The following is a 23,273-nucleotide window of genomic DNA, read 5'->3' on the forward strand; positions in this document are numbered from 1 at the left end:
GTGGAAAACTGAAACAAATAATGGACTCGGTGCCCATGCGCTATCTAACTATCATCGCCATTGAAATGATTCTCGCCAGTGCTCTAGCCATCGTTTTGTACTGGTGGGATAAGCGTATGGCGAGAAAAGGTGCTGGATCGAGCGCCGATCGCACGAACGCGTCTGGCCAATCTCACCGCAACCGCACGCGGCACCAACGCATTTCCGAGCGGACGCTGCTCACGGTCTCGCTGATCGGTGGATGGCCGGGGGCGTGGTGGGCGTCGCAGAAATTCCGGCATAAAACGCAAAAACGCTCTTTCCGAATTCGATTCTGGATCGCGGTATTGCTTAACATCGCGATCGTCACGGTGTTGGTGATGGGCCTGTGAAAACGGCGGGTGATTTCGTCGATGCTCGACCCGCAATGCGGAGCCGAATGCCGTCAGGCATCGGGGAACGCGGCCCACCCGTCCGCTCACGCGACTCGGCTCATCCAATCAACAGCTCGCTAGCAGCAAAACCGAGCCTGCAGCTCAGCAATGAGGTTGCCGGTGGCCCCCGAAGGCGACTCCATCATCACTTTGCCCTGAGCGTCGTGCACCGTCTTGGCGAACCAGAGCCCGGTATCGGTGCCCATCAACAGCAGCGCATCTGCGCATGTGATTGCCTCGGCGGTCAGCGACGCCTCCCGGGTCATCAGCGACAAACCGCTCGCGAGCTCGCAGACGCGGGACTGGGTGACTCCAGGCAACACGCGCCCGGCGGGCGCAAAGACGATCTCGCGTCCAAACACCAGAGCGATGTTCGCAACACTGGATTCTGTCCAACTGCCGTCGTCATCCTGCAGGACACCGGTTGCGCCGGAGATAATGGATTCGGCTTGCACGTCGGCGAGGTAGTAGTGCAACCGACAGCGAACCTTTGCTTGCCGTGACCAACTTCCCGCTGCTGGCTGAACGATGTCGGTGAGCACGACAGCTTGCCCTTGCGTTCGCCGCAGGCTGAGAGCGGCATGGTCGATCCGATTGAGATGCAGTGCGAAGGTAGGTCGATCACCGATCCGGCTTCCCGGCGTGGCCCATAGCGTGATGCCCACATCGCCATGAGCTTCCCGGAAAGCCGCATTCCGCTCGAACGATTCGTCAATCAAGCCGCTCAGGACCCGCGTAGGGGGCACGCCGTCGATGCGAACGAGACGTAGCGTGTTTTGAAATCGATCAAGATGCTGGCGCACGCGGAATGGCGAGCCGGAGTAGGTGCGAATTCGCTCGACCGCTGTGACGCCTTGGCGAAACCCCAGATCACCAACCGGCAGGCTGAGCTGCCGATAGGGAAGCCAACCATCTTGGTCGATCGATGGGCAGACAAAATAGGCGAGATGATCAGCGAAGTCTTCGCCGCGGTGGACGGAGACTCTCACGCGATATTTCGTTCCCGCGAGGCTTGGCTGCGACGCCAAAGTTTCACGATGGCAGACGTCAGCGAGGGCTCCGTCGTTTGATGGTAGATCGAATCGGCGGGCAATCCCTCAGTCAATCTCCGATGGGCTTCGCCGAGGTTGTGATACGGCAACCGCGGGAACAGGTGATGCAAGGCGTGAAAGCGAGTTCCAACGGGCCCCCATAATTCGGTGATCCAAGGACGCGAAGGAAAATTGACGCTATCGAGTAACTGCTCGTCAAACGTCATCTCCTCGCCATGGTTGGTCCAGCGGTGAGCTCCGAGCGTACGGACTTCGTTGAGCACGAGAATCCCCACCCCGACGCTGTAGGCGACCAACCAAAAGGGATCGATCCACATGTCCCGCATGATGCCTCCGCGAACGAGGAACCAGACACACCAGAGGAAACACAACACTTCTTGAAAAACCACCATCCGCATCAACTTCGGTGATGCATCGGGTCGCTCGTAGGTGGGGTCGACAAGCATCGTGGACATGTGCCGGTGGACGAACGGACGCAGCCGAGGGAACAACCAACACAGCGGGCTGATGAGAGTGAATCGCACCATGGCCAACAGCGGGATCACGAGGGCTTGGACGATAAAACCCACGATCATCCAAGGCCCATGATGGCTCAGCGCGAGATATTCGCCATCGTGCTCGGTGCCATAGTGTTTGCGCCGATGATGATCGACGTGCGGATAATACAGAAACGAAGGGATCAGAAAAAAAATCCCACAGAGTGCATTCCACCCCACTCGAAACGCCGTGAAGCCCTTTTCCGGCAAATGCACCAACTCATGGATGAACATGACCGCTCGCATGTAAAGCAGCACGGTCGCGACATAGCAGACGCTCATCACGCCGATCACTACCGGAGTGAAGCCATACCAAACGGGCAACCAAAAAATAGCGTGCAGCGTCACGTGCCCAAGAATGATCGAGCACAAAAAGTCGACCCAATAAATATTCTTGTTCGGTCGCTGCAGGTCACCGATCAGGGACCGCGCCTGCGAAAACCGAAAGGCGTGACAGGTTTCACGGGGGGCTGGCGATTCAACGGACGCCGGGATCGTGGACGACTCGGTGGCCGAACCGGCGCCGGTCGAGGATTGATCTTCTGACCCAGGCGGCATGAACGACGAAATGCTTGTAGACATGGCTCTTATTGGAATGGTCGTAGCTGGCGATATCGTTTCGGCAGGGTGCTGCGAAAATTCGTGAGGTCGCTTGACCTGCCGGCCACCCCCAAAGAAGTGGGGGCGGTGAACGGAACCGATAACATCGATCAAAGAGACCTGTGGCCCCCCGCTCAGAATACTCTACGACATTCTTTTTCAGCGGGCAGCGGAACCCACGAATTAAGCAAAATTCGTGGGTTCGAAGGTGACTCCCACGGCGCAGGCACGTGGGAAACAAGAAATAGCGATGAGCGGACTCGAACCGCTGACCTAAGCCTTATGAAGACTCCGCTCTAACCGACTGAGCTACATCGCCGAATAATGCACAGCAAAACTGTGACTCCATACGTCACCAAGGGACAGCACAATCCCGTCCCTGGTTCGTCGCGAAAACAGGTGTCGTCTTCGCGATGGCGGAAACTTACGACAAATCGGCTCGTTTGAAAAGACGTCCTTGGCCAGGTATTTCCAGATCTTGGCTCAAAACGTACCGGATGTCGCGTTAGCGGGTGTTTTCGGTATATTGTTCAACCGCTCGCCACCGGCCATGATTGGCTATTTGCCCGCCCGCCCTAGAAATAAAGAGGAAAGTTGGTTGCACACCGAACCGGCTCACGAATCGCCTAAATCGTCCGTTCCGTCTTCGCAGAGCCAAACAACTGGCGGGAAGCCTGCTGGAATGCAATCGAGCGGAGGAGACGCTCAGGCCGGAACTTCCGCCGACTCCGCTTTGGCGCGCGGGCACGTGACCGAGCACGGCCGCATCGGCCGCGTGGGCGGGATTCGCGTTGCTGGCACGGGCTCGTATGTGCCCGAGCGGATCGTAACGAATGAAGATCTTGCGGATCTCGGGTGCGACAGTGATTGGATTGTCCGCCGCACCGGCATCCGCGAGCGGCGGCACGCTGCTGAAAACGAGGCGACCAGTGACATGTGTTTCCACGCCGCGACGCGCTGCTTGGAAAATGCTGGGGTCGCCGCCAGCGACGTCGATTTGGTCCTCGTTGCCACGATCACGCCGGATCACCAGACGCCGTCGACGGCCAGCCAGTTGCAAGGTCGCCTGGGCATCGCGGCGCCCGCCATGGACGTCGGCGTGGCGTGCTCCGGGTTCACCTACGCACTCGTCACGGCGGCCCAATTCATTGCTGCCGGGAACGCGAAAAACGTGCTCGTTCTGGGTGCGGACCTGATGACGCGCACCATCGATCCTGACGATAAAAAAACGTATCCCTTGTTTGGTGACGCCGCGGGCGCCGTGTTATTGACCCCCACGCCATCGAGCGGCAGCGACGGTGCCCATAACGCCGGTGACCCCGGCCCGGCAGCCGATGGATTGGTTTCCTACCAGCTCGGCAGCGAGGGGATCTGCGGCGAGATGCTATGCGTGCCCGCTGGTGGCAGCCGCCAAATGCTCACACCCGAAGCGTATGCGGCCGGTGAGCATTTCATGAAAATGGATGGCCGAAACGTTTTTAAGTGGGCCGTGCGAGTCGTCGACGAGAGCGCCAAAGATGTCCTCGCCCACGCCGGTGTCGCCGCCGACGAGCTCACCCTGCTGATTCTGCACCAAGCGAACCAACGGATCATTGATTCGGCGGTAGCAGGGCTAGCAGTCGATCCTGATCGCGTATTTGTGAATCTGGACAAATACGGCAATACCTCCGCCGCCAGCATCCCGTTGGCTCTCGACGAGGCGGCACGGGCCGGCCGTTTGCAGCGGGGTGATCTGTTGCTCATGAGCGGATTCGGGGCCGGCTTGGCCTGGGGAACCCTGCTGCTGCGATGGTAGGCCCAAGCGTCTAACGGTCTCGCCTGGAATCGTGATCCGTTGGACGGCCTCACCACCCGATCGATCGCTCGAGGGAAGCGTGCTTCCCTGATTTTGATCCACGAGCCAATCCCGCGTTATTCGCAGGCGGCCCCTCCTGGGAATCGAGCGATGAGCCATCGCGATCGATGCTCGAAACCCATTGCCCGGCATCTTCAAACCTGAACGGACGGGATGCGGAAGCTCCGTTTTGTCGTCCCTTGTCTTGTCTCGCAATGCCTCGGTGCCCATTGCCTCGGTGCCCATTGCCTCTTCGTGCGATATCGCACGCTGTGGCTGTGCATTTTGTCACACTAAGGGAGTCACTTCCCTGCCGGTTCTTTCGTGCAACCCCTTCTCGGTTGGAAGACATTCGTTGTGGCGGGCTCGAAAACGGGCGGGTTGCAGTTCAGTGGCCGTCCACATCGATGTACTTTTCAGAACGAACGTCCACCGTGGAACAAGGTTTGCGAAAGCATGATGGCAATACCTACGCGCTGACCGCAGGTGGATTTCAAAATTGTCCACTTTTCGGTTTCGCGACCACTCCTTGGAGATCAGATGAAGAAAAATGAGCCGCTGACAAAGATCATGTCAACAGGATTACAGACGATCCACGAAGGTGAACCCGTTTCAAAGTTACGCTTAATGTTTGAAGAAGGCGGTATTCATCACATCCCAGTTGTTAGCGGGGAGAAGCTGATCGGCATCGTGAGCTGGGGCGACTTCGCGAGAATCTCCTTTGGTGAGTTTGGGAATCAAACGTCGAACTCGTTAGATCAGACACTCGATCACCTCTACAAGATTCACGACGTGATGGTCACCGATTGCGTCACGATCGAAAAGTCGGGGACGATCCGTGACGCAGCGAGGCTGCTCGGGTCTCACAGTTTTCACTCCCTGCCTGTCGTCGAAGGCGAAAAGCTTGTTGGCATTGTCACATCCACCGATTTGATTCGGTATCTCGCTGACCAGTAGCCATCACACCTCGCTCCTTTCTCGCCCTTCTCTGAGGCGTACATGCGTGCAAGCGCACATTTCTGTCCGGTGCAATCCACGTAGTACGCCCGTTTTGGGGCGGATGGGTATTGGGGAACGTCCTCAACATTGTATCTGAAACGCGGAGCGTTTCGACTTGGAGATCCGCCGCCAACCAATCTGGCGAGAGGGACTGAGGCCCCCTTCGTGTTTGAGTGAAACGCGAGGGTGTTTCACTCTCCGCGGGAGCTTGGGTAGACGTCCAACCACCGTGAACGGCAAGGGTCCAGTTCATGGTGGGTTTGAGAAGACGAACCTGCTGTTCGATGCGTGTGAAGTCGAATGGGCCGGGTGAGGGTTCAATTTCGCTCCACGTGACTCGGAAGAGCCCACCGTTCATATGCCTATTTTTGGACGGCACGTGGAGTGATCGTGCTCGCGTAGGTACCCGTTGGTTTATCAAAGTCCTCGCCAAAGCCTTCGGAGGCGAAGAACAAGGAGATAAGCAGAAGTGAGAGCATCTTTTGAGTTTTCATGATGATTGAACCCATAAAATGCCCAAAAAAGTTTCGAGACTTGAAGCAGATCCTGGCCGCTTAACCCGGATTTCCTTGCTCCTTCCGGGTGAAGCCTGGGGTGTTAAAACTTCGGGGCTGACAACGGTTTCTGTTTACGCAGGTTTTGTTCCATGAACTTGCTGCTGACTTTAGCCCGGAGGGCGGCATATGAATTGCCGGTGGCGTGAGCCACCGGACTGAAACTGAACTTACGCTGCTAGCCCGGAGGGCGACACCATGACACATGCAGGCCAGTTGTGTCGCCCTCTGGGCTAGCTGACTACGAGGCCTCTGAGACCGGTGGCTGACGCCGCCGGCAGGTGATGTGCCGCCCTCCGGGCTGAAAAAGCGGAACAAAACCCTTGCCCGATTCGCTGCGGTCAACCCAAAAGTTTTAACAGCCCAGGTTAAGCCTGGGGTGGAGGGCCGAGCCGATCCGCCCCGGTGAATGTCATGCGAATCACCACACCATGTCGCGATGTCGATCCCCAGCGAACAGGATCAGTGACAGGTCCGCTGGGGTTCCACTCCGCCAATGCCGCGACGGGCGTTACTTTTGGTAACGCTTGTCGTCGGGGTTGCCGCCGGACATGAGGTAACCCATCAGGTCGCGCACTTCACCGGGGCTGAGGGCGTCGAGTAGCTCGAGCGGCATCTGTGATACCGGCGACGCGCTGATTTCTTCGACATCATCCGCCTCAACTTCGATCGGCTGGGCATCGGCCAGGTTGGGATACACGGTCAAATCTCCACCGGCGCGTTGGATGACGAGTCCCGTGAGCAAACTGCCGTCGGCGAGTAAGACCGTTGACGAGCCGTATTGATCCGAAATCACTTTACTGGGGTCGATGATGGCCTCGACCACGTAGTTCTGATCGAACTTGTTGGGGATACTCGTTAGATCGGGTCCGATGTTGCCTCCGAGGCCAGCCAAGCGGTGACAGGATGCACACTTCGCACTGAAATACAGCGAACGCCCTCGTTCAAAGTCTGGCTTCCCGCTGCTCGCGGCTTGATTCGCCGACGCGATGTCCCACGCTTGACCGGGGCCTTCAATCGGGGCGATTTCGAAATCGGGGACGGGATTGAAATCCTCGCCCGTGATATCTTCCAAAGCCTTCCGCTGCTCATCGGTGCACGACTGGAGGGCCTCGTCACGCGCCCGGGTCAGGTACCCCGGAAAACTCGCACCGCCAGAAGTCTTGGCCGCTTCGTTGAGAAAGCGGAAGTACTCTCGACGCAGCGGGAGCGTCCATCCCTGACGAAGGTTGCGGAGCATGAACGCGTAAAGGATCTCGCGAGAAGGTGGTGGGTTGTCCAGCATCTGTTGGACGCCGCGACCGTAACCACTGTTTCGCGCCGCGATAGCTGACCAATCGGGATACTCCGGTGCACCGCGATTCACAATCAAATCCATCGCCCGCGCGGCAACCTTGGCACTCTGCAGATAGGTCAGCACGCGAACCAGTTCCACGTTCACATCGGCGAATGGACTTGGCATCAGCGGTTCGAGCTTGGCCAGCACTCGACTGCGCTGCTCGGCCGTCGGCTTGTCGAGCTCAGTGAAAACCAGAGCGAAGGCCCGAAGCACACCGAGTTGTTGGGTTTCGGTGAGTTCACCGATCGGCAGTTTCAATAGACGGTCAAGCAAGGGCCCTGCATGAGCGGGTTGCCCCATTCGAGCCAGTGCCACGGCGGTCGTGATCGCGGTTTGCGGGTCCGCATCCGCGAGAGCTCGTGCCGCCCAGGTGTCCACGTCTTGGCTTTCGATCGCGATCCGGGCAGCATAACGGAGGAATCGATCTTGGCTGGCCAGGAACGGCCAAGCGGCGTCCACGGCAGCGGCATCTTTGACGCCATGGAACGCTTCTAACTTGTGGCGTTGTTGACGCGCCGCAACATGTTCGGGCTGAGGCGGTGCGGGGGGTGCCGTGGACTCATCACCGATGTAGTGGACTCGGAACAAAGCGGAATCAGTGCCGCGGCCACCGACGGCGAAGTACATCGCGCCATCGAGACCGATGACTGCATCGGTGACAGGCAGCGGGGTACCGTAGACAAATGCTTCCGCTTCGCCTCGGTAACTCGATCCCTCAGGCTGCATATGGATGGCGTAAATCGTTCCAAACGTCCAGTCCAGAGCGAACACCGCGTCTTGATATCGCGTGGGGAAGTGGGTGCCTTCGCCGGAGATCATCCCGGTGGGCGATCCAGGACCGATGTCGACGACCGGAGGCAGGCTGTCTTCGTAGTAGGCAGGCCATTTACCGCTGCCGCTGCGCCAACCGAAATCAGCACCGCTGACGACATGACAAATCCGTGTGGGCCGGTACCAGGGCGTGCCCATGTCCCATTCCATATCCGCGTCGTAGGCGAACATGTCACCGAAACGATTCAGTGCAACGTCGTACTCGTTGCGAAAACCGATCGCGTGGAGCGTTTGCGTTTTCGCATCAACATCGAGCCGTGTGACCCAACCGCCGGGCGCCAATAGGCCTCGTGCGTGCCCGTTGGAATCCCACATCCGCGGCAGCAGCAGCCCCTCGTACCATGTCGGCACTCGGCTGCCGACGAGTTCGCCTCGCTCCGCATGATTCCCACCCACCATGTAAATGTCTTGGCCGTCTTCGGTCACGACCACGGCATGGTTGCCATGCTCGCCACCGCTGCGGCCCCCTGGAATGATTTCGGCATGATCGAGCGTATCGTCACCGTCCGTATCGGTAATGCGGACTAGGTTGCCGCCATTGCGGTGGAACCACAAACTGTCAAATGCCCACACCAACCCCTGGGCCGAGGAGAGGTCGGCCAGGTTGCCGACCGAGACCTTCTCGACAATCGGTTTTTGCGAGCCCTGCATGGTGACGCGATACAGGCCTTGTCCGCCCTGATCACAAGCATAGATCCGCCCCTTGGGATCCAACGCCATCGCCACCCAACTGCCTTGCTCCTTCGGGATCGTGTAGACGCGTTCGATCGCAAAGCCGGGGGGCACGCTGATGTTTTTCGGATTGAGCGGGTCGGAGCCACCGGCGCCGTTCTGCTCGTGATTGGGAACGCCCCATGGTTGCTTGCCCAGCGGGCCGAGTGAAGTTGCTCGCTGCCAGGCCGCGTCCTCGAACGCCACCTGCTGCCATCCGTCGACCAGCTTCTCACTTAGCTTCCAATCTTGATTCGAAACGATCGTTTGCGTCGTTCCATCGGTGAGTTCAACCTCCACTTTGCAAACGAAAGCCGCCACGCCGGTCTCATTTTGGCACTCGGCCGCAATCACATTGCGACCGGACGTCAGCGCATCGGTGATCTCTTTCTCAATGGGCCCCCTCCAATCCTTGGACTCCGCCACCAACTCTCCGTTAACCCACAGTTTCACCGAGTTATCGCAGGTTGCATACACGCGTGCAGACTTGATGTCGCCATCAATATTCAGGCCGCGACGAGTCCATATTTTTTGATTCTGCTGTGGTTTGGGGGCCCAAATCCATGTGGGTTTCGGCTCGGCTAGCAACCACTTCCCGTCGATAACCTGAGGCAATTCTGCCACCGCAGCGACGGCGGCCGCAGATGCGTCGATGGCGTTTTCCAAGGTCGCCTGCGCGTCCTGCCCTTCAAGCGGACGCAGCAGCAGCGAGCGAAACTCGACTTTCATGGGCGGCCCAGCGTGCAATTGCAGCCCGAGTTTTCCAGACGCTTTGGCACCGGGATCATTGTCCGTGATGTCGACAGTCGTGATCCCATTGACCTGATGAATCAATCGGTTTCCCACCGCGATAATGCGGAGTTCGTTCCAGCCGCCCGCAACAAGTGATTCCTCATTACCGACCTTGCCAACCACCTCGGTTTTTCCGTCGGCATCGACGACGATGCGTTGCCCGCGGGTAGCAATGATGCCCCGTGGGGTCCGTTCGCCGTACATCATGCCAAAGTAATTTTGGTCGGGGTGCAGATCAGCTTGATAACCCGCCATCGCGAATTTGCCGGCATCGACGACCTCACTGCGGTACTGCACACCGGAGTTATTGCCCTCGAAACGGACTTTGCAGCGGAACTCGAAATCTCCCACTTCGCCGCCCTGCCAGACCAAAAAGGTATTCCCATTGGTCGGCATTTCAGAAGTGGTTTGCCCCTGGATCGCGCCATCGACGACCGACCAAAATCCGTCCGATCCACTCCAGCCATCGAGTGACGTGCCATCAAAGAGGATTTGAAACGTTGGGTCCTGGACCGTTTTTGGCGCAGGCGGCTGACCGACAGCCGCAGGAAGTCCGAGCAATACCAAACACAGGCAGCCATAGCAGGCTGCCGCACGAAGGTGAAAAGACATGGGGGGGATCACAGAGGGGTTGGAAAGGCGGAAGTTTGAACAACGCGATGAAATACTTTTGGTAGCTACCGTCGTCAGAGAGTCGAGGTTCGCAGGCGACGCCAAAACCCAAGCTCTGAGGAGCGTCGCGACGACTGTCGATGACCGACCGATCGCGGCCAAAAGTTCAATCCAGCGTTAGACTTCCGTGGTGGGGGGGCGGGAAAACGGCATCGTACGATACTGATACCGAATCTCCGCACACTTTATTTCGGCACCCTCCGGGATGCAAGTCGCCAGGACTACTGCATGTCGGCGAGCGTATGCATGGAATCGCTCAGCCGCACGTAGAGGTCCCGATACACGGGGAACAGGCGGTTGTAGGTCGCCTTCGCCTTGGCATCCGGTTTGGTCTCGCCCGCAACTTCAATGGTGGCGGCACACGCGGACGCGATATTTCGGTAGGCACCATCCCCTACGGCGGCGAGCAGTGCCACGCCGTAGGCCGCTCCTTGCTCGACTCGCAGCGTGGTGATTTTTTTGCCAAACACGTCGGCTTGCATCTGACGCCACATCGTGTTCTTGCTGCCGCCGCCGGAGGCCCGGATTTGTCGCACTGGCACACCGAGCGACTCGATAATGTCGAGGCTGTCGCGGAGCGCAAAGGTGATTCCTTCCATCACGCTGCGAGTCATCGCGGCGCGATCATGAGTCAGGTTCATGCCAACAAACGCACCACGGGCTTTCGGATCCGCGTGCGGGGTGCGTTCGCCATTGAGATAGGGCAAGAACAGCAGCGCACCACTGCCGGCGGGCGCCCCAGCGGCTTCCTTCGTCGCTGCGGCAAAGGATTGACCTTTCGGCATTCCCGCTAAGCCTTGCAGCACGTTCTCCACCCACCACTGCAGCGATCCGCCACTGGTCAAATTCACGCCCATCATATGCCACTTGCCGCGCACCGCGTGGCAGAACGTATGCAACCGTCCGGCGGCATCGATGTTGGGTTCATCACTGTGCACAAACATCACGCCGCTGGTGCCGATCGAGGTGCTCAATAACCCCTTTTTGACGATCCCGTTGCCAATCGCTCCGGCGGCACAGTCGCCGGCACCACCGACGACCTTGCACTGTGTGGTTAGTCCAAGTGCCTTGGCGGCAGCCGACGTCAGCGTCCCGGTGACGTCCTCGGATTCCACCACCCGAGGCAGCAGTGACGCATCGAGCCCGAGTTTTCCGAGCAACTCGGTCGACCAGTCGCGTGCTTTAACATCGAGCAGCAACGTGCCGCTCGCGTCGCTGACCTCGGTCACGTAGTCACCGATCATCCGCCGGCGAATGTCGTCTTTGGGCAACAACACTTTCGCCAGCTTGCCGAAGTTTCGCTTTTCATTGTCCCGCAACCATAGGATCTTCGGTGCTTGGAACCCGGTCAGGGCGGGGTTGGCAACCATCCCGATCAATTTTTCACGCGAGCCGGCTGCTGACGTGATGGCATCGCACTGCTCGGCCGTGCGCTGATCATTCCACAACAACGCCGGACGGATGACTTGATCGGCTGCGTCCAAAAACACCGAACCGTGCATTTGGCCGGACAATCCGATTGCCTTGACCTCCGTTTTATCCACTTTGGATGCACGCATGACCGCACGGACGGTTTTGACGGTCGCCTTCCACCAGTCCTCCGGATCTTGCTCTGTCCAGCCTGGGCGAGGTTGCGCCATCGGATAATTGGCGTCGGATTCAGCAAGCACCTTGCCCGCTTCGTCGATAAGAAGTGTCTTCGTGCCGCTGGTGCCGATATCGATGCCGAGGTAATAACTCATGCTGCGTGCTTGATCGAAAGAAGGAGTGTTGAATAGAGAAGGAGTGTTGAATCAGGTGGATTGGGGGGTGCCCTGAACAAAACGACAATATAACGCGTATCATGGCCGCGTTGTCCCCGCGGGCCAACGTTTTCTTTGCTCCGAACCAGTACTACCATTCCATGCGATCACCCGACCACGCGAGCGAGCCTCCATCTCAGTCAACCACTCGTCTGCCACGCCGTGAGTGGATCGCCGGGGCGGGTTGCCTGATCGCCAGCTTGGGATGTCGCCCCGATCACCAGAACTCTCCGGAAGCGACCCAATCCCGGCCCGGGCGCACCGATGTGCCACTGCGGGTGCTATGGATGGGCAGGAACGCAGACGCAGAAGTGCTCGAGCGAACCTGGGCATCGATCAGTGAGCAACCGCTGGATATTCGCCTGATCGAACCGCTTCGCGAACTGGAATCAAACGACGCGCCTGATGATCCCTCACCAGGACTGGCGAACGATTTTTTGAACCAGTCCAGTGCGACGGATGTCTTGCTGTATCCGGTGTCGATGATGGGCGAACTCGTTTTAAACAAACGTGTCATGCCGCTACTCGCCGACGCAGCGGTTTCGGAGGGCAACACGGACCCGGAAGTGGATATTTTTGCCCGGCCTGATCACGCGACCCTTCCGGTCGCACTTCGCTTGGCGACATCTTTCTCAGGCGAACAGATGGCAACGCCCTTGGGCGGTTACCTGCCCTCGTTGATCCTGGGCGAAGACTCCAACGATGAATCGATACAAACCTGGAGCCAATACGCTGACTTCATCGACGCAACAGGCGGCAAATGCGCTGAACCCACCGCGATGGGCTGGGCGGGTGCGATGTATCTGTGGCGATTGGCCAGCAGTCTGCAGACAACATGGTTGTTCGACCGCGAAACACTTGCCCCCCTGCTGACGCAGCCCGATTACGTCTCGGTTTTGCAGCAGATGCGGGATGCCGTGCAGAAATCCAGTCCGGAGTTTCATGATCTCGCGCCGGGCCAGATCTATCGGCGTGTGGCCAGCGGTGAGTTGCAAGCGGGCATTGGCTTCCCACAAGGCGACTCGAACCCCGCGGATGCCCGGCCCAACGCGGACATTGTGATGACATACTCAACGCTGCCTGGTAGTGGCAACACCTCGTCGAACAGCAATGCTCGACCGGCGCGGCAACGCGCCATGGTCGATCCATTCATGCTGGTCGGATCGATGGCATCGTCCTGCCGCCAGACCGCGGCCGCGGATGCATTTCTAGAATGGCTGTCCGGCGGTCAAGGCAGTGAACCGTTGTATCGCAGCATTGCGTCGTTGGTCGACGTCACGAACCCCGCGAGTGATTCGTCGGTCGACATGACTGAACGGTATCGCGCCTGGTTAAGCACCCAGTTATCGAAACCGGGCTATGTCCCGACGCTCCAACTCGCCGGCGCCGCCGAATACTACCACGTGCTCGACACGAACGTACGCGACTGCATCCTGGGCGACACCACAGCGGAGGATGCCTGCCAGAAAATCGCCGACGAGTGGAGCCGGCTGCATCGCAAATATGATCTCCCCAGTCAAAAGCGAATGTGGCGACGCGCCCAATCGATGGGCTAACAACTCGTTCTTGCTCCCCGGAGCGTTTGCGGATGGTCGATGTCGTCGCCGGTGGTGGATCATCAGTCGCTATCGTGAAGGCGTGGTTTCACTCGATCGCATTGATGAATCGAGCGGGCGCATTGATGAATCGAGCGGGCGATCGAACTCGGCCAACACCATTGGATCGGTTTCCTCGCATTGGAATCGTGCCAGAGTCTCCTGTACGGCTTGACTACCATCCGGGTCCGTGCGGCTGGCGATCTTCCGAACCGCCCACACGCAGGCGGCTCGCACGATGGATTCCGAGTCCCGCAAGCCGATTTCCAGGGTATCGATGCAATCCAAATCGCCGATATTCCCCATCACGATGGCTGCGTTTCGCAGCAACCCACGCCGCCGCGTTCGCCACATCGCGGTGCTGCGGAACTGCGTTCGAAAGCTATCCTCATCGAGCGAAAACAACCGCAGCAACTCCATCCGCCCGCGTGTGAACGGTGCTGGCGGCGGCTGACCCGCATCCGGCACCGCCTCCTCGGCCATGGCGCGGCGTGTCGGTTTGCGATTCCACGGACACACTTCCTGACAGATGTCGCAACCGAACACCCAGCCGCCGATCCCTGCACGCAGTGGTTCAGGAATCAGTTCGCGACTCTCAATCGTCAGGAAACTAATACACTTGGACGCATCGAGCACGTGTGGGCCGACAAAAGCGTCCGTCGGACACGCATCCAAACACGCCGTGCACGTCCCACAATGGTCGGCTGCGAAGGGTACGTCCGGGGGCAATTCGATATCGACCAGCACGCAGGCCAGAAAGAAGTAACTGCCCATCGTCGGGTTCAGCAGCAGAGTATTCTTGCCCCGCCAGCCAAGTCCGGCGAGCTGGGCAACTTCCCGCTCCATCAACGGCGCCGTGTCGACGATCCCACGAGCATGGGCGTCAGGACAGAGCTCTCGAACGAGCCGGCAGATTCGCTTGAGCTTGGGATGAATCACATCGTGGTAATCGGTACCCGACCATGTGTAGCGAGCAACGCGTCCATGAACCGCCTCGGCTCCGACCTGCTCCGCTGACACGGGGTCGGTCGCCGGATAGGGAAAGGCCAACACGATCACCGAGCGAGCACCGGGCAACACCCCTCCCGGATGGCGGTAGGCATCCAGTCGCTTTGCAAAATAGTCCATTTCCGCCACATAACCGTCGTCGATCCACTTCACCAGGTCAGTAAAGCCCTGACTGTCGATAGCCGGTGCAAAACCACACGCCGAGAATCCTTCCGCCGCGGCCGCAGCGCGAATTGCCGCAGCAACTTCCTGCAGGTCAGGCGTTTGGGAAAGTGGCATAGGCTTGTCGTAGGAAGATTGAGTAATGTGAAATCGGCCGCAACTCAGTGTGGGCCGGCGCGATCGAGATTCATTCCGTCGGCGCCGGGGCCACCGATACTACCACTTTCGCTTCAGTTTGGCCGCGCGACGTGCCGACTGTAACGATTAGATAGGTTTTCCGCTTTTTTCGTTTTGTGCCGCTTCGGGACGTCGACCATGTCATCGGTTGAAACACAGTTTCACGCACCACCGTTTCCACCCTTCCCCAGCGCCTCGCGATATGTTCGCGTCGGTTCTCAGGACGATGCACTGCAGCGTGTACGTCACGCCGTCGAGGCATGGGAAGCGGTTTCGCTCGTCATCGGCCCACCCGGCACCGGCAAATCCTTGATCTGCCAGGTCCTCCAGCAGTACTTCTCACGAGACCGGGAAGTCATCGTATTCGGGGACACGACCCTCGAGAGTCCGCTATCACTGCAGCGTCACCTACTCAGCCGACTCGATCGGATCCGCGGGATCGCACCGACGCCGCCTGCACTCGGAGATGATCCGCAACTTGCTATCATCGAACGCATCGCGGGCAGCTCGAAAGAGTTTTCAGGTCTACTCCTGCTCGTGGACGAAGCCCAATCATTGCGTCCCGAGGTGCTCGAGACGATTCGCATTTTAACCAACGTGATGTCCGATGGTCGCCCCCGTGTGAGCGCCGTCTTGCTCGGCGGTCCCCAACTCGACGAAACCCTCGCGCTGCCGTCGCTCGATTCGCTCGTCCAACGCGTCTCGACACGTTGCTACCTGCATCCACTCTCTAGCGACGAGACCGTGCAGTACATTCGCCGTTCGATCGAGAGTTGCGACGCAACGGCCAGCTTCGAGATTGACGAACCAGCGATTCGCTCGATTCATTCCGCGTGCAGTGGTGTCCCTCGCTTAGTCAACCAACTCATGACCGCAGCGATGTCATTTGCGAAGGCAAAAGAGGTCACTCGTATCACCACCAGCATCGTTGATGGCGCGTGGTCGGTCCTGCAGCAACTGCCCGGACCCCTCGTCGATGAACCCGAACTGAGCCGGCCCGTGTCGGACGTCGAGTTCGGCCCCCTCCGGGACGACGATGAATCAAGCGTCGAATCCTGCGAACTCTCGGACTCGTCGTATCCCGATGAGACCACTGAACCGACTTTGTTGGATGAGCGCGTTTGCGAGGACGACAGCGACGCTCACGACTCATGTGAATCGGAGCAGGAGATCGAAGCACCGGAGTTTACAATGCTAACTGAGATCGCGTGCAACTGTGATGACGCGTCACAGTTCGGTGCTGTCAGTTTCGACTGCCAGCCGGCGAGCGATTTTGACTACGACCGTGTCACGGCGTGTCAGAACGAGGAGACTTCATTGAGTCCTCTGCTGCAGATCGAAGAAGAAGTACCCGTGAAACCAGAAGCTAGCGGAACCCTGTCGCCCGACGAATTGTTCGGTGATTTTGATGATGAAGAGCCCGTGGTCGACAGCGTCCAAACCCCGAAACTTCATCAGGGTGAATTTGCTGAGAGCGAGCTGGGGGCCGATCAAACTGCGGAGTCGTCCGATGTCGAATCAGCGCTGCATCGCGAGGTACTCAGCCTGCGGGCCGCCGCGGCTCCCGTTCTCTGGGTCGAGGATGCCGACGACGAAGAACTCGTCCATGATGATCGCGACATGCTCGTGATTGAAGATGACGTGAACGTTGATAGCACGGTGGTCGTCGCCGAGATCCGCACCGATGCTCCCGCCGAGCCATCTGTCGCAATCGACTTCCATGCCATGCTCGCCAAGATGCGGACGTCCAAACGGTAATCAAGATGGCGAAGAACCTCCACGTGGTCAATCCGATCCGCAGCAGCGATACACTCACGACACTTCTCTACCATGCGGTTTCAACGAACCGCAGCGAGCAGAAGACGTTGACGTTGGTATTGCCTGAAGGCGTCGCACTCCAACCGGCGTTCTTTTGTGATCTCGCTGAAAGTTGGCGAGACTTGCGTCGCAAAATCTCGCTCGGCGATAGCGTCGCCCTGCGGGTGGATTGCTGTCGCGACGAAGGTGCCATGGGGATATTCCGAAGGACTCTGCTCCGGTTCGAGCAATTGCGTTGCCAGCGTGATCTGAAGCAGCAGAAGCTGCATGACTTGATCTCACTGACACGCTGCCTTATTGTCGGCCGCCCCACTCGCGATACGTCTGCAATCGTCATGGGGGTCGCCGATCCGTCGGTCATGCTGCCCGATTGGGCCGAGCCGGCGAGAATGTCCATGCCGTCTCATTCGACGAACAGTGGCCGCATGTGTCGCTCGTAACTATTCTCAGTCACCTGTTTGCCAACGATCTCTTCGTTGGCAACGTGCAAGTCGGCGAACATACCCGCGAGTGATCTGCAGTGGCGTCGACAGCTCGGCAAGCTCGAGCGTGCCGACCAATTCACTGTGGCGATCGACGAACGCACCGATATCGCTCTTCGGCGCCGCCTTGCCGATCCAGTCCGCGACATCAATCGTGAAGAAATCGCTGCACGACCAAAACGGCTCCACCGTCGCAAGCTGAATGTGGTCGGCATCAACCTGCCATGGCTTCGTCCATCCGAGCTTCTCCACGGCCGCTTTTGCCGCATCGCACACGGCCTGCGGCTGCGAGCCGACAAACGTATGCTCTCGATTGGAGTTATTCCAAGCCGGCGCGACGTCGACGCGGGTTTCAGCGAGCTTTTGGAAGGCGCGTCGTTGCGCAGCAGCTTGGTGTGCGAACCGATCGCCCACGCCAAAAGAGTATTTTTCAATGGTCAGCATCGGTTTCTTTTCCCGTCATTCGATGTGGCACGCTTTCTAATCGATGGCCTGGAAACCGGCTAACCGAGCCCCCAATGGCAGCCCCGATCGCGTTATCATGAAACGCAGGTGTTAGTCCACCAGACATCAACTCCAGGTAACGGAAAATGAGTCAATCGAAAAGCTCCACCACTGCGAAAGCAAAATCGGCAGCTCCAAAGAGCACTCCCACGGAACAAAATCGAAACGGTTTTACGCGTATTGAACTTGCGGTAGTCATCGTTTCGATTGGAATCCTGCTCGGATTGCTGCTGCCAAGCATTGACAGCGGCCACCGTATCCAAGCTCGTCGCAATCAATGCTCCATCCAGCTCAAGAACCTATCCCTCGCCGCGATCATGCACGAGCACACCAAGAATCAGATGCCCACTTGGGTGAATGACTTTGGCACGTTCGGCCTCGAAAGCCCTTTGAGCGATCCATCTGACGCCGAAGTGAATCCAGACACCCTGGCCAAGCATCGAAAAATGGGGACGTGGGCTGTCTCGATTCTGCCCTTTCTCGACGCTCAGCCGACCTATGAGGTATGGACGGAGGACCGCTATCCGGTCGTCAGCGGCGGCAGTCCCCAAAACCCTCTTTCGTCGGGCGTCAGCGGCCAAGGCTTTTGCTCCAACGCGGCACCGAACCTGGCAATCATGCAGTGCCCCAGCAGCGAGTATGGCGACGTCGAATTTGGACGCAACAGCTACATCGCCAACACTGGCCTGGCGTTTTCGGTCGGTTCCGATCCGAGTCAAACCCAACTCATTCATACGCCTGGTGGTGAATCGCTACCACTATCCTTTGCCGATTCCCTACTCCCGAAGTATGGGGCGATCAATAGCCGATTGGATGCTCGCGCCCCTGGTGCGATCGATGGCTCGATCCGAGTCCCTGTTGGCCCTGCGATTCGGCTCGATGATTTCAAGGACGGTCATGGCTACACCGTGCTGTTCTCCGAATCACTCAGCGCGCTGCCATGGCACCGTAGCGGATTCACCGATCAAGCGGACCTGGTTTTCCGTGCCGATCCCGATGAAGTCGTCTTTCCCAAGTTCAGTCGATTCACAAACGGCTTGGTCTGGCACAGCGTCGACTGGGAACGCGGGCGCAAGAGCCCGCCGATTCACCGGATCAATGGCCCGGCACCCGGCGGTGATCTCAGTGCAGCGATCATCACGCCAGACAACGTGGCCGATCTCGCCCGCCCTTCGTCGAATCATGTCGGTGGAGTCAATGTGGCCATGGCCGATGGCGGCACCCGATACATCACTGACACCATCGACATGCAGGTCTGGCAGGCTCTATTGACACCCGCGGGGCACGAGACCATTGACGACGACGAAAGCTTCTAGAGAGTGGATGACACGGCGGGCAAAGCTGTGACGCATCGCTCAAACGTAGCTTGGGACCATCGTCCCGAGCGAGCAACTTTACGACCGCCAAACGTAGCTTGGGACCATCGTCCCGAGCGAGCAACGTTACGACCGCCAAACGTAGCTTGGGACCATCGTCCCGAGCGAACAACTTTACGACCGCCAAACGTAGCTTGGGACCATCGTCCCGAGCGAGCAACGTTACGACCACCAAACGTAGCTTGGGACCATCGTCCCGAGCGAGCAACTTTACGACCACGTCGTGCAAAGAACTCTCGGACGGGACAATGGTCCCATCCTACGATTTTGTCACAGGCGGCAGAAAGTGGCGGGGATTCTTAATACGCGAGGTTCGGCGCGAGCCAGCGTTCGACTTTTTCGATCGGCCAACCTTTGCGTTTCGCGTAGGATTCGATTTGATCCTTCGTCATCCGCTCGACGGTGAAATACCGTGCTTCGGGGTGACCGAAGTACAAACCGCTGACGGCGGCGCCGGGGATCATCGCAAAGCTACTCGTTAATTCGATCCCGGTTTGCTTCTCAGCATCGAGTAGATCGAACAGCGTTTGCTTCTCGGTGTGATCAGGGCAGGCGGGGTAGCCCGCTGCGGGCCGAATCCCGCGATACTTTTCGCCGATCATTTCTTCTTTGGACAATCCCTCGGTGACACCAAATCCCCAGTCGCCGCGGGCCTGCTCATGCAGCTTTTCGGCGAGTGCTTCAGCGAGTCGATCGGCGACCGCTTGCACCATGATGGCTTTGTAGTCATCCAGTTCGTCCTTGTATTTCATCGCCAGTTCCATGGCACCGATACCGGTCGTGACCGCGAAACCGCCAATGTAGTCTTCCCGCCCGCTGTCGATCGGTGCGATGTAATCGGCCAGAGAGCGATAGTCGGCTTGCCCCTTGCGTTCCCATTGCTGCCGCAAGAAGAACAGCCGTGTGAGTTCTTGGCTTCGGGATTCATCGGTATACAGGATCACGTCTTCACCGTCGCTCGCGGCGGGCCAGAAGCCATAGACGGCGTTTGCAGTCAGCAGATTGCCGGCAATGATTTCGTCGAGCAGGCTGTTGGCATCTCGAAAGAGCTCCTTGGCTTGCTCACCGACGACTTTGTCCTCCAGAATCTTCGGGTACTTGCCTTTTAACTCCCACGTGCTGAAGAACGGTGACCAATCGATGTATGGCCGGATCTCCGCGAGGGGGATGTCTTTCAGGACGCGTGTGCCCGTGAACGACGGCTTGTCAACTTGCACGCTCGACCAATCGGTCTGAAAGTGCTTTTCGAGTGCTTCGGCATAGGGAATGAGTGTCTGTTTGCGACTCTGGAAACTAGACACCAGTTTCTTCTGCGTCTCGACATTCTCGGCAATGAATCCGTCCCGGTGCTCTTTGCTGAGCAAGCGTTCGACGACGTTCACACTGCGGCTCGCGTCGAGCACGTGCAACACGGGCCCATCGTAGCCGGGAGCGATCTTGACCGCCGTGTGTTTGGCGCTGGTCGTCGCACCGCCGACCAACAGCGGCATCGTGAATCCGGCCCGTTTCATTTCTCGCGCGACGTGCGTCATCTCGTCGAGCGACGGTGTGATCAGGCCGCTCAATCCGATCATGTCCACGTTCTGCTTGATCGCTTCCTCGAGAATTTTTTCCGAGGACACCATCACGCCCAAATCGATGACTTCGTAGTTGTTGCACTGCAGGACGACGCCGACGATGTTCTTGCCGATGTCGTGCACATCGCCCTTGACCGTCGCGATCAGGAACTTGCCACGGGCAGCCTGGTCTTGAGTTCCGGCCAGACGTTTTTCTTCGTCCATGAACGGTTCGAGGTAGGCCACCGCCTTCTTCATCACCCGTGCCGATTTCACGACTTGCGGCAGGAACATCTTGCCCTGTCCAAACAGATCGCCGACGACCTTCATGCCATCCATCAGCGGCCCCTCGATCACCTGGATGCAGCGATCAAAGAACTGGCGAGCCTCCTCGGTGTCCTCGGTGATGTACTTGTCGATTCCTTTGACGAGCGCGTGCTTCATCCGCTCGGCAACGGGCGCCTCACGCCAGGTCAAATCTTCGCCGGATTTCTTTTTGCCGCCGCTCTTGACGGTCTCGGCGAACTCGAGCATCCGCTCGGTCGCGTCGCTACGCCGGTTGAGCAACACGTCTTCGACCCGTTCGAGCAAGTCCTTCGGGACCTGTTCGTAGACTTCCAACTGGCCCGCGTTGACAATCCCCATGTCCAAACCGGCGGCGATGGCGTGGTACAGGAACGCGCTGTGGATGGCTTCCCGCACGGGATCGTTGCCACGGAAACTGAAACTGATGTTACTAACACCACCGCTGGTTTTCGCGCCGGGGCACTCGACTTTGATCCGCCGGACCGCGTTGATGAAATCGACCGCGTAGTTGTTGTGCTCTTCCATCCCCGTCGCGATGGTGAGAATGTTGGGATCGAAGATGATGTCTTCGGTCGGGAAGTCGAGTTCCTTGGTGAGCAAGTCATAGGCACGTTTGCAAATTCGTACCTTGCTGTCTTCGTCGGAGGCTTGGCCCTTTTCGTCGAACGCCATCACAACCGCGGCGGCACCGTACTGACGGATCAGGCTTGCGCGGCGTAGAAACTCCGCTTCCCCATCTTTGAGCGAGATGGAGTTGACGATCGCTTTGCCTTGGACATTGCGCAGCCCCGCTTCGAGCACTTCCCATTTGCTGCTGTCGATCATCAAGGGCACCGATGCGGCCACGTGATCGCCAGCGATCAGACGCAGGAAGCGCGTCATGGCCTCCACGCCGTCGAGCATCCCTTCGTCAAAGTTGACGTCGATGATGGTAGCGCCGTTTTCGACCTGCTCGCGTGCGATCTCGACCGCTTCCTCGTACTTTTCATCGCGAATCAGCCGCGCAAACTTTTTGCTGCCCATCACGTTGGTGCGTTCGCCAACCATCGTGAACGGGATCTCCGGCCGCATCACCATCGGCATTTGGCCCGACAGACGCGTGTAGACCGGGCCCACAGAATCCTGCTTCGGTTTCCGACCCTTGATGCGCTCGGCCATCGCCCGGATATGATCCGGCGTCGTGCCGCAGCACCCGCCCAAGATGTTCACCCAGCCGTTGTCGGCATACTCGCCAACTTTGTCCGCCATCGCCTTCGGTCCGAGGTCGAACTCACCCATCTCATTGGGCAAGCCCGCGTTGGGGTGACAGGAGACAGGGATCTCGGCGACGTGCGATAACTCTTCAATATGGGCCCGCATCACATCGGGACCGAGGGCGCAGTTCATTCCCACTGACAACAGCGGAAAGTGATTGATCGCTGTCCAGAACGCTTCGACGCTCTGAGCACTGACAAACGTCCGGCCCCCGTCGCCAAACGTGCCGCTGGCCATGACCGGTACACGGCGGCCACCGGCCCGATAAAAATCAGAAATCGCGAACAGACAGGCCTTCAAATTCAACGTGTCAATCGCCGTTTCAGGCAACAGGATATCGACCCCCGCAGCGACCAAGGAGTCGACCTGGGCACGGTAGCTGTCGACCATCTGCTCGAAGGTTGCACCACGGTGAGCCGGATCCTGCTCCGTACTGATGGCGAGTTGTTTCGTCGTTGGGCCGATCGAGCCGGCGACAAAACGCGGTTTGTCCGGTGTCCGTTCGGTCCACTCATCGGCGGCAATCCGGGCGCAACGGACCGCGGCGTGATTGATCTCGTCAACCAGTTCCATTGGCAAATCGAACTCGACCATGCCAACCGGGGAAGCCCCAAACGAGTTCGTTTCGACGATGTCGCTGCCGGCCTCGTAATAGGCGCGGTGGATCTCGGTGATCTTCTCAGGGTGCGTCAGGCAGAGAATATCCGAGAAATTCTTGAGGTCTTTGTGGTGGTCCGCGAACCGCTCGCCACGCGCATCCGCTTCGCTTAACCCAAATCGCTGGATCATCGTGCCCATGGCTCCATCGAGCAGCAGAATGCGCTCGCGGATGAGCCCATGGAGGGGTGAGTCAGACACGTCGTGAGCCATGTTTATTCTAAGCTGGGATGGTTGGATAAA

General features: G+C 58.6%; 15 protein-coding genes and 1 tRNA gene. 7 read left to right on the forward strand and 9 right to left on the reverse strand.

All coding sequences use genetic code 11. The features are described 5' to 3' along the window. Positions 1-35 precede the first annotated feature (35 nt). The gene (locus SH410x_RS15845) at positions 36-371 is read left to right on the forward strand and encodes a DUF1294 domain-containing protein (protein ID WP_473668741.1); all 336 of its coding nucleotides are present in this window, start codon (positions 36-38) and stop codon (positions 369-371) included. A 119-nt stretch (positions 372-490) separates the two neighbouring features. On the opposite strand, the gene SH410x_RS15850 is transcribed toward SH410x_RS15845, so the two are convergent. From SH410x_RS15850 to SH410x_RS15860, 3 genes are all read right to left on the reverse strand, one after another. Beyond that, positions 491-1,402, reverse strand: a complete 912-nt coding sequence (locus tag SH410x_RS15850) for an aminotransferase class IV (RefSeq protein ID WP_473668743.1) — start codon at positions 1,400-1,402, stop codon at positions 491-493. Further along, a complete protein-coding gene (locus SH410x_RS15855; RefSeq protein WP_473668745.1) occupies positions 1,399-2,583 on the reverse strand; it encodes a fatty acid desaturase family protein in 1,185 nt (394 codons plus the stop codon). Before SH410x_RS15855 ends, SH410x_RS15850 begins: the two co-directional genes overlap by 4 nt. A 263-nt stretch (positions 2,584-2,846) precedes the next feature. Next, positions 2,847-2,920: transfer RNA gene (locus SH410x_RS15860), tRNA-Met, on the reverse strand. 363 nt (positions 2,921-3,283) lie between these two features. Between SH410x_RS15860 and SH410x_RS15865 the strand changes: the two genes are divergently transcribed. Together SH410x_RS15865 and SH410x_RS15870 are read left to right on the forward strand one after the other, a co-directional pair. Next, entirely contained in the window at positions 3,284-4,396 is a 1,113-nt protein-coding gene (locus tag SH410x_RS15865) for a beta-ketoacyl-ACP synthase III (protein WP_473668747.1), read from the forward strand. A 579-nt stretch (positions 4,397-4,975) separates the two neighbouring features. Next, complete coding sequence (locus tag SH410x_RS15870; protein ID WP_473668749.1) at positions 4,976-5,392, forward strand: CBS domain-containing protein; 417 nt, start codon at positions 4,976-4,978, stop codon at positions 5,390-5,392. A 404-nt stretch (positions 5,393-5,796) separates the two neighbouring features. Here the strand turns inward: SH410x_RS15870 and SH410x_RS15875 are convergent, their stop codons facing one another. From SH410x_RS15875 to xylB, 3 genes are all read right to left on the reverse strand, one after another. Further along, the gene (locus SH410x_RS15875; RefSeq protein ID WP_473668751.1) at positions 5,797-5,928 is read right to left on the reverse strand and encodes a hypothetical protein; all 132 of its coding nucleotides are present in this window, start codon (positions 5,926-5,928) and stop codon (positions 5,797-5,799) included. A gap of 571 nt (positions 5,929-6,499) precedes the next feature. Further along, positions 6,500-10,273, reverse strand: a complete 3,774-nt coding sequence (locus SH410x_RS15880; protein ID WP_473668753.1) for a 3-keto-alpha-glucoside-1,2-lyase-like domain-containing protein — start codon at positions 10,271-10,273, stop codon at positions 6,500-6,502. Positions 10,274-10,554: 281 nt separating this feature from the next. Further along, positions 10,555-12,075 (reverse strand): xylulokinase, encoded by a 1,521-nt coding sequence (gene xylB, locus SH410x_RS15885; protein ID WP_473668755.1) that lies wholly within the window; start codon positions 12,073-12,075, stop codon positions 10,555-10,557. Between the two features lie 161 nt (positions 12,076-12,236). Here xylB and SH410x_RS15890 point away from each other — a divergent pair, with 161 nt between their 5' ends. Next, positions 12,237-13,691 carry an ABC transporter substrate-binding protein gene (locus SH410x_RS15890; protein WP_473668757.1) on the forward strand — a complete coding sequence of 485 codons (1,455 nt, stop codon included), beginning with the start codon at positions 12,237-12,239 and terminating at the stop codon, positions 13,689-13,691. A gap of 69 nt (positions 13,692-13,760) precedes the next feature. On the opposite strand, the gene queG is transcribed toward SH410x_RS15890, so the two are convergent. Beyond that, positions 13,761-15,017: a tRNA epoxyqueuosine(34) reductase QueG gene (queG, locus tag SH410x_RS15895; RefSeq protein ID WP_473668759.1), complete on the reverse strand. Its 1,257-nt coding sequence runs from the start codon at positions 15,015-15,017 to the stop codon at positions 13,761-13,763. A 198-nt stretch (positions 15,018-15,215) separates the two neighbouring features. On the opposite strand from queG, the gene SH410x_RS15900 reads away from it, so the two are divergent. Both SH410x_RS15900 and SH410x_RS15905 read left to right on the forward strand, forming a co-directional pair. Beyond that, the gene (locus SH410x_RS15900) at positions 15,216-16,835 is read left to right on the forward strand and encodes an ExeA family protein (protein ID WP_473668761.1); all 1,620 of its coding nucleotides are present in this window, start codon (positions 15,216-15,218) and stop codon (positions 16,833-16,835) included. A 5-nt stretch (positions 16,836-16,840) separates the two neighbouring features. Further along, positions 16,841-17,335, forward strand: coding sequence for a hypothetical protein (locus SH410x_RS15905; RefSeq protein WP_473668763.1), 495 nt, complete (start codon positions 16,841-16,843; stop codon positions 17,333-17,335). 6 nt (positions 17,336-17,341) lie between these two features. Here SH410x_RS15905 and SH410x_RS15910 read toward each other — a convergent pair whose 3' ends face one another. Continuing rightward, positions 17,342-17,821, reverse strand: coding sequence for a tagaturonate epimerase family protein (locus tag SH410x_RS15910; RefSeq protein WP_473668765.1), 480 nt, complete (start codon positions 17,819-17,821; stop codon positions 17,342-17,344). 146 nt (positions 17,822-17,967) lie between these two features. On the opposite strand from SH410x_RS15910, the gene SH410x_RS15915 reads away from it, so the two are divergent. Next, complete coding sequence (locus SH410x_RS15915) at positions 17,968-19,197, forward strand: DUF1559 family PulG-like putative transporter (protein WP_473668767.1); 1,230 nt, start codon at positions 17,968-17,970, stop codon at positions 19,195-19,197. A gap of 359 nt (positions 19,198-19,556) precedes the next feature. On the opposite strand, the gene metH is transcribed toward SH410x_RS15915, so the two are convergent. Then, the gene (metH, locus tag SH410x_RS15920) at positions 19,557-23,243 is read right to left on the reverse strand and encodes a methionine synthase (protein WP_473668769.1); all 3,687 of its coding nucleotides are present in this window, start codon (positions 23,241-23,243) and stop codon (positions 19,557-19,559) included. Positions 23,244-23,273 lie beyond the last annotated feature (30 nt).

It is taken from the genome of Rhodopirellula sp. SH410 (genome assembly GCF_055811895.1).

Bases quoted from the DNA above. Each gene is read 5' to 3' on its own strand.
- SH410x_RS15915 (WP_473668767.1), top strand. From the start codon at position 17,968: ATGAGTCAATCGAAAAGCTCCACCACTGCGAAAGCAAAATCGGCAGCT.
- SH410x_RS15855 (WP_473668745.1), bottom strand. From the start codon at position 2,583: ATGTCTACAAGCATTTCGTCGTTCATGCCGCCTGGGTCAGAAGATCAA.
- queG (WP_473668759.1), bottom strand. From the start codon at position 15,017: ATGCCACTTTCCCAAACGCCTGACCTGCAGGAAGTTGCTGCGGCAATT.
- SH410x_RS15865 (WP_473668747.1), top strand. From the start codon at position 3,284: ATGCAATCGAGCGGAGGAGACGCTCAGGCCGGAACTTCCGCCGACTCC.
- metH (WP_473668769.1), bottom strand. From the start codon at position 23,243: ATGGCTCACGACGTGTCTGACTCACCCCTCCATGGGCTCATCCGCGAG.
- SH410x_RS15910 (WP_473668765.1), bottom strand. From the start codon at position 17,821: ATGCTGACCATTGAAAAATACTCTTTTGGCGTGGGCGATCGGTTCGCA.
- SH410x_RS15890 (WP_473668757.1), top strand. From the start codon at position 12,237: ATGCGATCACCCGACCACGCGAGCGAGCCTCCATCTCAGTCAACCACT.
- SH410x_RS15875 (WP_473668751.1), bottom strand. From the start codon at position 5,928: ATGAAAACTCAAAAGATGCTCTCACTTCTGCTTATCTCCTTGTTCTTC.
- SH410x_RS15880 (WP_473668753.1), bottom strand. From the start codon at position 10,273: ATGTCTTTTCACCTTCGTGCGGCAGCCTGCTATGGCTGCCTGTGTTTG.
- xylB (WP_473668755.1), bottom strand. From the start codon at position 12,075: ATGAGTTATTACCTCGGCATCGATATCGGCACCAGCGGCACGAAGACA.
- SH410x_RS15870 (WP_473668749.1), top strand. From the start codon at position 4,976: ATGAAGAAAAATGAGCCGCTGACAAAGATCATGTCAACAGGATTACAG.
- SH410x_RS15905 (WP_473668763.1), top strand. From the start codon at position 16,841: ATGGCGAAGAACCTCCACGTGGTCAATCCGATCCGCAGCAGCGATACA.
- SH410x_RS15900 (WP_473668761.1), top strand. From the start codon at position 15,216: ATGTCATCGGTTGAAACACAGTTTCACGCACCACCGTTTCCACCCTTC.
- SH410x_RS15845 (WP_473668741.1), top strand. From the start codon at position 36: ATGCGCTATCTAACTATCATCGCCATTGAAATGATTCTCGCCAGTGCT.